Here is a 12,355-nt window from a genome sequence, read left to right on the forward strand (position 1 = left end):
CGAACGCGCGCAGCCTAGCAGGCTTCCACGGCGCGCTGGTGGATGCCGCCTCGCTCAGCGCGATGCACGTGCTGCCGGCGTGCGGGGCGCGTGTTGGGCGCGCAGCAAGGCGACGAAGGCGCGCGCGGCCGGGGTGGGGTCGGGCCGCCACACGGCGTAGGTGAGAAAGCGGAAACGCTCCTTGAGTGCGACCGTGACCACGCCGCGCATGGCGCCGGCCATGGTGTGCGGCACGATGCCCACGCCCAGGTTGGCGGCGACCAGTTCGCGCACCAGGTCGGCATGGGTGACCTCGTATTGCTGGCGCTGCCGCAGGCCGGCCTGCGCGAAGGCGGCATCGATGATGCCGCGCACGCCGGCACCGGGAATCAGCCCGGCCATCGGTTCGTCGTCGAGCTCGGCCAGCGCCACCCGTTTGCGCGCGGCAAAGCGGTGGCCGGGGGCCACGATCAAGGCCAGCGCCTCTTCATGCAGCAGCAGGCGCTGCGCCGGCACCGCGACCTGCGGGCCAACGCCGACCAGGGCCACATCCAGCCGGCCTTCGCCCAGATCGAGCAGCAAGGCCTCGCTCATGGCCGTGCGCAGGTGCACGTCCACCCGCGCGTGCGCACTGCGGAACTGATGTAGCAACGCCGGCAGCTGCACGGTGGTGAGCGAGGAAATCTGCCCCAGCGTGAGCCGCCCGCGCACCGTGCCCAGCGCCTGGGCCATTTCCTCGTGCAGGCGCTCGGCCGCGCGCAGGGTTTCGCGGGCGTTGTGCAGAAAGACTTCGCCGGCGGCGGTGGGCCGCACCTGGCGGCTACCGCGTTCGAACAGGCGCGCGCCGAAGGTCTCTTCGATCTTGGCGACCTGGTGGCTGAGCGCCGATTGCACGGTGTTGCAGCGGCGTGCGGCCGCGGTGAAGCCGCCTTCTTCGGCCACGGCCACGGCAAATTCCAGTTGGCGCAAGGTCAGCATGCAATCTCGAAACGCGATGGACACGGTGAAAACAATACATTGGAAAGATGCATCGCCGCTGCCCACACTGCGCCCATCCTTTCGCCAGGCACACGCCATGACCCCCGAGCCGACCTCCCACCCGCCCTTGCCGCGCCGCCTGGTGCTACTGATGGCCGCCGCCACCGGGCTGGCGGTGGCGAGCAACTATTACGCCCAGCCCTTGCTGGAGACACTGGCGCAGGCGTTCGGAATCCAGGTGCGCAGCGCCGGTGCGGTGGTGACCGCCGCGCAGCTGGCCTACGCGGCCGGCCTGCTGTTGCTGGTGCCGCTGGGCGACCGGCTGGAGCGGCGCAGCCTGATCGTGGGCCTGTTCGTATTGAGCGCGCTGGGCCTGCTGGTGAGCGCCAGTTCGCACAGTTTTGCGATATTGCTGGTGGGCACGATCGTGACCGGCGCCAGCTCGGTGGCGGCGCAGATCCTGGTGCCGTTCGCTGCCACCCTGGCCGCACCGCACGAGCGCGGCCGGGTGATCGGCACGGTGATGAGCGGGCTGCTGCTGGGCATCCTGCTGGCGCGTACCGCGGCCGGCGTGCTGGCCGGTGTGGGTGGCTGGCATACGGTGTACTGGATCGCGTCCGGGTTGCTGCTGGTCACCGCCTGGCTGCTGTGGCGTGGGCTGCCGCGGCATCCGGGCAATGCGCAATTGTCCTATCCGCAGCTGGTGGGCTCGGTGCTGACGCTGCTGCGCGACGATGCGGTGCTGCGCTCGCGTTCGGTGCTGGGCGGGTTGATCTTTGCCGGCTTCAGCATGTTCTGGACCACGCTGGCGTTTCTGTTGTCCGGGCCGAGCTATGGCTACGGCACCGCGGTGATCGGGTTGTTCGGCCTGATCGGTGCGGCCGGTGCGCTGGCCGCCAATCGCTCCGGGCATTGGTCCGATCACGGCCATGGCGACCGCGTGAGCTGGGGCGGGCTGGTGATGTTGTTGCTGTCGTGGGGTTTGCTGGCGTTTGCGCCGCAGTCGATCGCGCTGCTCATCGTGGGCGTGTTGCTGCTGGATATCGCGGTGCAGGGCGTGCATATCGCCAACCAGAGCGTGATTTATCAGCGCAATCCCACTGCGCGTAACCGCATCACCTCGGCCTATATCACCTGCTATTTCATCGGCGGTGCGGTGGGCTCGACGTTGGGCACGGCGGCGTATGCGCAGGCCGGCTGGATGGGGGTGGTGATCGGTGGCGCGGTGCTTGCTGCAGCGGCGCTGGGTTGGGTGGGGCTGAGCGTGGCGCGCGGTCAGTGGAAGTAGGCGTGGCTGATGAGGCGACGACGTGGCAATTGCACGAATGTGGCAGTTGCGCGGCATTGCATGGCTCGGTGTCGCCTTGCACAGGGACGCTGCGTTGGCTGCACGGCCACGCACCTGTGGGCAACACGCCGCTAAGCCTTGTTGATCGCCAGTCGCGCCGTGTTCTCTGCCGGCGCGGTGGTCACCGCCAGCGCCGCAGCGCGCAGTTTGGGCAATAAGCGCAGCGTCAACGCCAGCTGGTCGCGCACCAGGCGCTGTTTGGGTGGCAATTGCGCGGCGTGGTGTTCCAATGCGTCGGCGGTGGCGAGTTCTTCGCTTTCGTCGTGCACCGGCAGCGGATGGCGTTCGCGCAAGGCAGTGGCGATTTCACCCAATGCGCGCTGCAGGTAGTCGCCGGCCTGCGCGATGGCGGGATCGTGTTCGCCCTCCAGCGCGGCGCGGTGCGCGCCCAGTGCGGAGAGATACCCGAGCAAGGTGTTGGACAACGCCAGGAAGCGGAAACCCGCGTCCAGATTGCGCCGGTAACGACCCGGTTCGCGCAGCATGTTGGACAGGGCCACCGACAACGCGGCATCGGCGTTGTGCATGTCGCGGCGTGCGATGCGGTAGGGCAGATCGTCGCGCATGCCGCTGGCGTACTGCTCCAGCACCTGGGTGAGATAGCGCGCGCAACTGGCCAGCACCGTGGCCATCACCTGGTTGAGGCGGCGGCCCTGCCAGTCCGGCAGGATCAGGAACGAGGCCGCCGCGGCAATCGCGCAGCCGATCAGGGTGTCGATCAGGCGCGGCCAGATCAGCACGAAACCATCGCCGAGCAGGTTGAAGCAGAACAGCGCCATCACGGTGATGCCGGCGGTGGCAAGCATGTAGCGATCGGTGCGGGTGATGAAGAAGATCAGCGCAGCGGCCAGGGCCAGCAGCAACTGCACTTCGGTGCCCGGGAACAGCTGCATCAGCGCCCAGGTGGCGACCAGGCCGATCAGGGTGCCGGCGATGCGTTGCACCAGCCGCAGGCGGGTGGCGCCGTAGTTGGGGCGGCACACGAACGCGGTGGTGAGCAGGATCCAGTAGCCGTTGTCGGCATGGATGGACTGCATCACCGCATAGCCCACCACCAGCGCGATGGCCATGCGCAGGCCATGGCGGAACAGCACCGAGCCGGGCGTGAGCTGCTGGCCGAGCCGGGCGGCCATCTCGCGCAGGGTATGCGGCGAAGAATCGCGCAGGCGGGTGTCGAGGTTGTCGCTGGTGGAATCGAATTGCGCCGCTTCGGACAACTTGCGCTCGATGGTCTGCAGATTGGTGACCAGCAGTTCCAGCGCGCCGAGCAGGCGGGCCAGCGCCGGGTCGGCGCGCGCATGCAGGTAATCCAGCGACTGGCGCAGGTCTTCGGTGGCCAGGCGGCTGTTGTCGCCGTAATCGAACGGTTGGCGCAGCCGGATCGCCTCGCCCAGCGCGGCGCAGGCCTTGCCCTGCAGCGCGAGCAGGCGTTGGCAGCGGTACAGCACATCGCTGTGGAAGAACGCGTCGGTCAGCGCTTCATACGGGTAATGCGAGGAGCTGGCGCGCTCGTGGAATTCCTGCGCCATGTAATACAGCCGGAAATACAGGCCCGATTGCACGCCCGGCCGCCCCGAGCGACCGAAGCGGCTCATGATCGCGGTCTTGGCGGCGTTGAGTGCGCCCACCACCCTGGCATTCTGTTCGGCCAGCGCCAGCCGGCGCGCGTGCAGGTCGCTCTGGCGCACTGGTTCGAACAGATCGGCCTTGAGCCTGAGGTAGCGGCCCAGTTCGAAGAACAGCCGCGACAGCCGCTCGCGCACCGGGCGATTGGCAAACAGGATGGTCCACAGGATCGACAGCACGCCGTACCAGGTGGCGCCGATCATCAGCAGCGCTGCGCCATGCCAGGCAATACGCGGATCGTGGCTGCCATGCTGGTCCATGCCGATCATGGCGTAGATCGACAAGGCCACCGTGGCCTGCGCGATGGACGCGTAGCGCTCGCCCAGCGCGCCCAGCAGGGTGAGCGAAAAGGTCGCCAGGGCCATGCCGATTACGAACGCCAGCGGATACGGGAACAGCAGCGTCACTGCAGCCGCGGCGGCTGCAAAACACAGCAACGACAGCAGCACCGATTTGATACGGCCCAGCCAGTTGTCGTCGGTCTCGGCGATGGCGCTGGCGATGGCGCCCAGGAACAACGCCGGCACCGCGGTGAGTTGATGCCAGTGCCAGCACACGCCCATCGCCACCGCCAGCGCGATGAACACGCGCAGGCCGTAGCTGGCCTTTTCATGGGCCCACAGGCGGCTGAGGCGGGTTTCGAAGGTAGTGGCGGCCACGGTCTCGGCAAGGGCAGGCGTGACCGGCATTATTGCCGCACGCGCACGCTGCCGGTGTGGACAGGCGCTAGTCCTTTGTCAGTAGCCGGCATGGGTGCGGACTGGAGCGACATGCGCGATTGCACCGCAGCCCCGCTGCACGACCGCTTACCGCGCTTGGTGACCTTGCAACCTGTTGAACACTGCCTTCTCGACGACCACAAGCGAGCTGTTGCTCTATTCGGCCGACAACCAGCGGATGTCTGTGCTTGCCCCCATCCGCCCTCCGGGCACCTTCCCCCGCCGGCGGGGGAAGGACGCTGCTCAGCCCTGCGCGTCGCGCTCGCGGGCGATCGCGCGCCAGCCGATGTCGCTGCGCTGGAAGGCGTTGGGCCAGTGGATCGGCTGCAGGCCTGCGTAGGCGTTGCGCTGCGCTTCCAGCACGCTGTCGCCCAGCGCGGCAACGCACAGCACGCGGCCACCGGCGCTGATCACCTGGCCATCGGCGTTCAACGTGGTGCCGGCATGGAAGACCTTGGCGGTGGCCGGCACTGCGTCCAGACCGGTGATGACGTCGCCGGTGAGCGGGGTTTCGGGGTACGGCCTGGCGGCGATGACCACACCCAGCGACGGGCGCGGGTCCCACTGCGCCTGCGCGCTGTCGAGCGTGCCGTCGATGGCCGCGTCGAGCAGATCGACCAGATCCGACTGCAGGCGCAGCATCACCGGCTGGGTTTCCGGGTCGCCGAAGCGCACGTTGAACTCGATCACCTTGGGCGCGCCGTGCGCATCGATCATGAGCCCGGCATACAGGAATCCGGTGAACGGCACGCCGTCGGCGATCATGCCCTGCACGGTCGGCTCGACCACTTCGCGCATCACCCGTGCATGCACCTCGGGTGTGACCACCGGGGCGGGCGAGTAGGCGCCCATGCCACCGGTGTTGGGGCCGGTGTCGCCGTCGCCCACACGCTTGTGGTCCTGGCTGGTGGCCATTGGCAGAGCGTGTGTGCCATCGACCATGGAGATGAAGCTGGCTTCTTCGCCATCGAGAAATTCCTCGATCACCACGCGCGCGCCGGCATCGCCGAACGCATTGCCCGAGAGCATGTCGCGCACCGCGTCTTCGGCTTCGGCCAAGGTCATCGCCACGATCACGCCCTTGCCGGCCGCCAGGCCATCGGCCTTGACCACGATCGGTGCGCCTTTTTCGCGCACGTAGACCAGTGCGGCGTCCACGTCGGTGTGCACGGCGTAATACGCGGTGGGAATACCATGACGCGCAAGAAAATCCTTGGCGAAGGCCTTGCTGCCCTCCAGCTGCGCGGCCTTGGCGGTGGGCCCGAAGATGCGCAACCCGGCGGCGTGGAAGCGGTCCACCACGCCCAGCACCAGCGGCACTTCCGGCCCGACCACCGTGAGCGCGACATCTTCGCGTTGCGCCAGCGCGAGCAGGCCGTCGAGGTCGTCGACCTTGATCGCGACATTGCGGCATTTGGCTTCCGTGGCAGTGCCGGCATTGCCGGGTGCCACCAGCACCTCGCTCACGCGCGCGGACTGCGCGATCTTCCAGGCCAGGGCATGTTCACGGCCGCCGGAGCCGATGACGAGGATTTTCATGGAGGTACCGGGAATGGGGAATGGGGATTAGGGAATGGGAACAGCAAAGTCCCTGGTTCTGCGGGCCGACGATGTGGAGTGGCATAGGGAACCGCTCTTACGATTCCCGATTCCCCACTCTCCATTCCCGGCACGTCAGTGCCGGAAGTGACGCACGCCGGTGAACACCATCGCGATGCCGTGTTCGTCGGCGGCGGCGATCACTTCGCCATCGCGCATCGATCCGCCGGGCTGGATCACTGCCTTGATGCCGGCGGCAGCGGCGGCATCGATGCCGTCGCGGAACGGGAAGAACGCGTCCGAGGCCATCACCGAGCCGGCTACGGTGAGCTTGGCCTCTTCGGCCTTGAGCGCGGCGATCTTGGCGCTGACCACGCGGCTCATCTGCCCGGCGCCCACGCCAATGGTGCGGCTGTCCTTGGCATACACGATCGCGTTGGATTTGACGTACTTGGCCACGCGCCAGGCGAACAGCAGATCGCCCAGTTCCGCCTCGCTGGGCGCACGCTGGGTGACCACGCTCAATTCGCCCAGCGACATGCCGCGGTTGTCGGCCGACTGCATCAGCAGGCCCGAGCCGATCCGCTTGGTGTCGTAATTGTTCAAGCCGTTGCCATGCGGAATCTTGAGCACGCGCACATTGGCTTTCTTGGTGGCGTATTCCAGCGCGCCGGCCTCGTAGTCGGGCGCGATCAGCACCTCGACGAACTGGCGATCCAGAATGGCCTTCGCCGTCGCGGCATCCAGGGTCTTGTTGAAGGCCAGGATGCCGCCGAACGCGCTGGTGGGGTCGGTGGCGTAGGCCAGTTCGTAGGCATCGCCGCAGGCCGCGCCCACCGCCACGCCGCAGGGGTTGGCGTGCTTGACGATCACGCAGGCCGGCGCATCGAACTGCCGCACGCATTCCCACGCCGCATCGGCATCGGCCAGGTTGTTGTAGCTGAGCTCCTTGCCCTGCAACTGCTGGAAAGTGGCCAGCGTGCCCGGCACCGGATACAGGTCGCGGTAGAACGCGCCGGACTGGTGCGGGTTTTCGCCGTAGCGCAGGTCCATCACCTTGACGAAGTTGGAATTGATCTGCGCCGGGAACGGGCTGCGCGTGGGCACGCTCTCTGCGCTGTCGGCCACCGCCGACAGATAGTTGCTGATCGCCGCGTCGTACTGCGCCACGCGGTTGAACGCGGCCACCGACAGCGCGAAGCGCTTGGCCGCCGAGAGCTGGCCATCGTTGGCCTCCAGCTCGGCCAGCAGCTCGGCGTACTGCGCCGGGTCGGTGGCCACCGCCACGCGCGCGAAGTTCTTGGCCGCGCTGCGCAGCATCGCCGGGCCGCCGATGTCGATGTTTTCCACCGCATCGGCCAGCGTGCAGTCGGCCTTGGCGGTGACCGACTCGAACGGATACAGGTTCAGCACCAGCAGGTCGATCGGCACGATGCCATGTTCGGCCATCACCGCCTCATCGACGCCGGCGCGCCCGAGCAGGCCGCCGTGCACCAGTGGGTGCAGGGTCTTGACCCGGCCGTCCATCATTTCCGGGAAACCGGTGAGATCGGCCACGTCGGTGACTGGCAGGCCTGCCTCGCGGATCGCCTTGGCGGTGCCGCCGGTGGACAGCAGCGCGACGTTGCGCGCTGCGAGCGCGCGGGCCAGATCGATCAGGCCGGTCTTGTCGGAAACGGAGAGCAGGGCCCGGCGCACGGGCAGCAAATCAGTGGCCATCGGTGGGGGATGTCGTTGCGGAGCAGCCGATATTGTAGGCTGCGCCAGCGCTCGAATGGACTCAACACCCCGTATGGCCTCGATCTATGCTTTGAAAGGACGCTTCCAGGCGTTGCTGCGGCCGATGGTGGGCGCGCTGTACCGCGGCGGGATCACCGCCAACCAGGTGACGCTGGGCGCGGCGGCGGTGTCGTTGCTGGTGGCAGCGGTGGTCTACCGTGCCGGCGCCGGCTGGCCGCTGCTGTATCTGTTGCTGCCGGTGTGGATGCTGCTGCGCATGGGGCTCAACGCCATCGACGGCATGCTGGCGCGCGAGTTCGGCCAGCAGTCGCGCCTGGGTGCCTACCTCAACGAACTGTGCGACGTGGTCGCCGACGCGGCGTTGTACTTGAGCCTGCTTGGCGTGCCCGGGGTGGGTGCGCACTGGCTGTGGATCTTCGCGCTGCTGGCCGCGCTGACCGAATACGCCGGCGTGCTCGGCCTGATGGTCGGCGCCAGCCGCCGCTACGACGGGCCGATGGGCAAGAGCGACCGCGCCTTCGTCATCGGTGTGGTCGGCGTTGGGCTGGCGTGCGGGCTGCTGGGTGGGCGCGGCGTCGGCTGGGTCGCCATCGCGCTGAGTCTGGCCTGCATCGCCACGGTGTGGCGACGGGTGCGCGCCGGGCTGGCGGAGGCGCCGGCCGGCTAAGCGCGCTGCCTGCGCGCGGCAGTGCGCATGCGGTGTCCGCTGCGCTCTTTCACTTTCTTCTTTTCAGGATGATCCGATGCGTGATGTCGTCGAGCGCGAGTTCGCCAGTTTCGATGGTGTGCAGTTGTTCTATCGGCACTGGCCGGCCCCGGTGGCAGGTGGCGCGCCCAAGGCGGTGGTGCTGCTGCATCGCGGGCATGAGCACTCCGGCCGTGTGATGCATCTGGCCGAGGAGCTGGACCTGCCCGACGCGCAGTTTTTCGCCTGGGATGCGCGCGGCAATGGCCGCTCGCCCGGCGTGCGTGGCGATGCGCCGGGCTTCGAGGCGCTGGTGCGCGATCTGGACAGCTTCATCGCGCACATTGGCACCACCCACGGCATCGCGGTGCAGGACATTGCGGTGGTGGCCCAAAGCGTGGGCGCGGTGGTGGCCGCCACCTGGGTGCACGACTATGCCCCTCCGCTGCGCGCGCTGGTGCTGGCCTCGCCGGCGTTCAAGGTAAAGTTGTACGTGCCGTTCGCACGCGCCGGGCTGGCGCTGATGTATGCGCTGCGCGGCAACTTCTTCGTCAACAGCTACGTCAAGCCGCAGTGGCTCACCCACGATGCGCAGCGCGTGGAGAGCTATCGCACTGATCCGCTGATCACCCGCCCGATTTCGGTGCGCGTGTTGCTGGGCCTGTATGCGGCGGCCGCGCGCGTGGTGGACGATGCGCAGGCGATCACCGTGCCGACCCAGCTGCTGGTCTCCGGCTCGGATTTCGTGGTGCATCGCGGCCCGCAGGACCGCTTCTACGAAAACCTGCGTTCGCCGATCAAGCAGCGGCATTGGTTGCCGGGCTTCTTCCACGACACCCTGGGCGAGCGCGATCGCGCGCTTGCGCTTGCGCCGATGCGCACGTTCATCCAGGCGCGTTTCGCAGCGCCGCCGGTGCGCGTGCAGTTGCGCGACGCGCATCGCAGCGGCCCCAGTTTCGAAGAAGCCGAGCGGCTGGCCTGGCCACCGCCGCGCAACAGCCTGCAGGACCTGCGCTGGCGCGGCGTGCGTGCCGGCCTGCGGCTGGGCGGCACGCTCTCCGAGGGCATCGCACTCGGCCTGCAGACCGGTTTCGACTCCGGCAGCACCCTGGACTACATCTACCGCAACCAGGCGCGTGGTCGTGGGCCGCTGGGCCGCATGATCGATCGCAATTATCTCAACGCGATCGGTTGGCGCGGCATCCGCATCCGCGGCGCGCATCTGGGTGAATTGCTGCGTGATGCCGCAACACGGTTGCGTGGTGCCGGCATGCCGGTGCGCGTGCTGGACGTTGCCGCAGGGCACGGGCGTTATGTGCTCGACGCCTTGGGCAGCGGCGCGCAGCGTGCCGATGCGATCGTGCTGCGCGATTTCAGCCCGCTCAACGTGACCCAGGGCACCGCGCTGATCCAGGCGCTGGGCGCTGGCGAGATCGCCCGGTTCGAGCAAGGCGATGCCTTCGACCCGGCGGCGTTGGCAACAGTGCAACCGGCGCCGACGTTGGCGGTGGTGTCGGGCCTGTACGAGCTGTTTGCCGATAACGACCAGGTGGCGCGCTCGCTGGAAGGTCTTGCCGCCGCAGTGCAGCCGGGTGGCTATCTGCTTTACACCGGCCAGCCCTGGCATCCGCAGCTGGAATTCATTGCGCGCGCGCTCACCAGCCACCGCGATGGCGTGGCCTGGGTGATGCGTCGGCGTAGCCAGCAGGAAATGGATGGCTTGGTGGAAGCGGCGGGCTTTCGCAAGGTGGCGCAGCGCATCGATGCGTTCGGCATCTTCACCGTGTCGATGGCGCAGCGGATCCGGGCATGACGCACGGCGCACGCCCCACCGCTCGTGCTGCACTGTGGCTGGCGTTGCTGGGGCCGTTCTTCTTCCTCAGCTATGGCCTGGCCAACACGCTGGCCGGGCGGGCCACGCAGGTGCCATCGGTGGTGTTCGGCTGGGAGCACGGCATGCCGTTCTGGCCATGGACCATCGTGCCGTATTGGTCGATCGACCTGTTCTACGCGGTGTCGTTCTTTGTCTGCCGCACGCGGCGCGAACTGGACACGCACGCGTTGCGCCTGCTCAGCGCGCAGCTGCTGTGCGTGGCGTGTTTTTTGCTATGGCCGTTGCGCTACAGCTTCGTCCGGCCCGATACCGATGGCGTGTTCGGCTGGTTGTTTGCGGTGCTGCTGGGCTTCGACAAGCCCTTCAATCAAGCGCCATCGCTGCACATCGTGCTGCTGGTGGTGTTGTGGGTGCGCTATGCGCAGCATCTTTCCGGTGTGTGGCGCTGGCTGTTGCATGGCTGGTTTGCGCTGATCGGCGTGTCGGTGCTGACCACCTATCAACATCACTTCCTGGATATCCCCGCCGGCCTGGCGGCGGGTTGGCTGTGCGTGTGGCTGTGGCCGGAGCGCAGCGCTGCGCCGTTTGCGCAGGCACGGCTGACAGGCGACGCGCGCCGTTGGCGATTGGCCGCTGCGTATCTGGCCGGCGCGTTGGTCAGTGGCGCGCTTGCGCTGTGGAGCGGTGGCACCGGGCTGTGGTTGCTGTGGATCACCCTGGCCTTGTCGCTGGTGGCCATGAATTACGCGCTGCTCGGCCCGCTCGGATTCCAGAAGCGCAGCGATGGGCGCTTGAGTCTTGCCGCGCGCTGGTTGTATGCGCCGTATCTGCTGGCGGCATGGTGCAATTCGCGGCTATGGACACGGCGCGATCCAGTGCCGCGCCTGGTGGCCGATGACGTATGGCTGGGGCGGATTCCGTTGCCCGGGCAACGCGGTGACATTGCCGCAGTCGTGGACGTGTCTGCAGAACTGTCGTTGTACGCCGCATGCGCGCAGGACCAGGTGGTACCGATGCTGGATCTGGTCGCACCGTCGCCAACGCAGTTGCGCGCGGCGGCGCAGGCGATCGAACAGGCGCGTGCGCACGGGCCGGTGCTGGTGTGTTGCGCCCTGGGGTATTCGCGCAGTGCGGCCAGCATCGCAACCTGGCTGATCCACAGTGGGCGGGCTGCCGGCGTGGACGCTGCCATTGCGCAACTTCGGGCGGCGCGGCCGGCGATCGTGCTGCGTGCGCATCACCGTGCGGCCATTGCGGCAGCCTGCGCGGTGGACAGCCGCGATGCAGTCACCGGGCAGGTGCCCGCATGAGCGCGACCATGACCCTTGCCAGCATGCGTGCGGTGTTGCGCCAGGGCGCTGCACTGGACCGGTGTTCGCTGCTGCTGTTGGCCGCCGTGATCGTGCTGCTTGGCATCACCGATGCACCCGCCTCGATCCAGCTGTGCTACGCGCTCAGTGTGGCTGCCGGCTTCTTGCAGCGCGTGTGGGCATTCCGGGTCGGCCTGGATGCGGACCTGCTGGAGGCCGTGCTGCAGCAAATCGCCATCGACAACAGCGACGAGCATCGCGCCGCGCAACAGCTCGATCAGGCGTTGCAGACGATCGCCCTGCTGCGCACGGCGCCGGCGCCACGCGACTGGCTGGCGCGCTGGGCCGGCATGCGCCGTCTGCTGTTGAGGCAAGTGGGTAGCGTGGTGGTGCAGGGGCTGGCCCTGTGCGCCGCACTGATCGGCAAGGCGCTGCTGTGAGCGGGGCGCACGCGGCACAGGCTCTCACCGCGCCGCTGGCACGTTTGCAACGGTTGCTACCGGCCACCGCTCAAGCCAGCGCATTGCGCGGATGGGGCCATGCCCTGCGCGCAGCGTGGCATGCGCCGGGTGCCTCGGCATCGACGCCGGCGATCTC

At 67.9% G+C, this 12,355-nt stretch carries 9 protein-coding genes; 5 read left to right on the top strand and 4 right to left on the bottom strand.

What is annotated here, in order from left to right; translation table 11 throughout:
* Positions 1–54 precede the first annotated feature (54 nt).
* The gene (locus RZV17_RS02585; protein WP_166749690.1) at positions 55–957 is read right to left on the bottom strand and encodes a LysR family transcriptional regulator; all 903 of its coding nucleotides are present in this window, start codon (positions 955–957) and stop codon (positions 55–57) included.
* Between the two features lie 97 nt (positions 958–1,054).
* Here RZV17_RS02585 and RZV17_RS02590 point away from each other — a divergent pair, with 97 nt between their 5' ends.
* Entirely contained in the window at positions 1,055–2,245 is a 1,191-nt protein-coding gene (locus tag RZV17_RS02590; protein WP_355606984.1) for an MFS transporter, read from the top strand.
* A gap of 131 nt (positions 2,246–2,376) precedes the next feature.
* On the opposite strand, the gene yccS is transcribed toward RZV17_RS02590, so the two are convergent.
* From yccS to purH, 3 genes are all read right to left on the bottom strand, one after another.
* Complete coding sequence (gene yccS, locus RZV17_RS02595; protein ID WP_166751865.1) at positions 2,377–4,590, bottom strand: YccS family putative transporter; 2,214 nt, start codon at positions 4,588–4,590, stop codon at positions 2,377–2,379.
* Between the two features lie 303 nt (positions 4,591–4,893).
* Positions 4,894–6,189, bottom strand: a complete 1,296-nt coding sequence (purD, locus tag RZV17_RS02600; protein WP_355606987.1) for a phosphoribosylamine--glycine ligase — start codon at positions 6,187–6,189, stop codon at positions 4,894–4,896.
* A gap of 135 nt (positions 6,190–6,324) precedes the next feature.
* Positions 6,325–7,908 carry a bifunctional phosphoribosylaminoimidazolecarboxamide formyltransferase/IMP cyclohydrolase gene (gene purH / locus RZV17_RS02605; protein WP_104579274.1) on the bottom strand — a complete coding sequence of 528 codons (1,584 nt, stop codon included), beginning with the start codon at positions 7,906–7,908 and terminating at the stop codon, positions 6,325–6,327.
* A gap of 73 nt (positions 7,909–7,981) precedes the next feature.
* On the opposite strand from purH, the gene RZV17_RS02610 reads away from it, so the two are divergent.
* The 4 genes from RZV17_RS02610 to RZV17_RS02625 all read left to right on the top strand — a co-directional run bounded on the left by RZV17_RS02610 (position 7,982) and on the right by RZV17_RS02625 (position 12,198).
* The gene (locus tag RZV17_RS02610; protein ID WP_047693389.1) at positions 7,982–8,596 is read left to right on the top strand and encodes a CDP-alcohol phosphatidyltransferase family protein; all 615 of its coding nucleotides are present in this window, start codon (positions 7,982–7,984) and stop codon (positions 8,594–8,596) included.
* A 76-nt stretch (positions 8,597–8,672) separates the two neighbouring features.
* On the top strand, positions 8,673–10,427 hold the full coding sequence (locus RZV17_RS02615) for a bifunctional alpha/beta hydrolase/class I SAM-dependent methyltransferase (RefSeq protein WP_355606992.1): 1,755 nt from the start codon (positions 8,673–8,675) through the stop codon (positions 10,425–10,427).
* Positions 10,424–11,758: a phosphatase PAP2/dual specificity phosphatase family protein gene (locus tag RZV17_RS02620; RefSeq protein ID WP_355606995.1), complete on the top strand. Its 1,335-nt coding sequence runs from the start codon at positions 10,424–10,426 to the stop codon at positions 11,756–11,758. The genes RZV17_RS02615 and RZV17_RS02620 overlap by 4 nt, the downstream gene beginning before the upstream one ends.
* Positions 11,755–12,198, top strand: coding sequence for a hypothetical protein (locus RZV17_RS02625; protein ID WP_355606998.1), 444 nt, complete (start codon positions 11,755–11,757; stop codon positions 12,196–12,198). Before RZV17_RS02620 ends, RZV17_RS02625 begins: the two co-directional genes overlap by 4 nt.
* Positions 12,199–12,355: the final 157 nt, after the last annotated feature.

Source organism: Xanthomonas cannabis, assembly GCF_040616535.1.
GTDB lineage: Bacteria > Pseudomonadota > Gammaproteobacteria > Xanthomonadales > Xanthomonadaceae > Xanthomonas > Xanthomonas cannabis.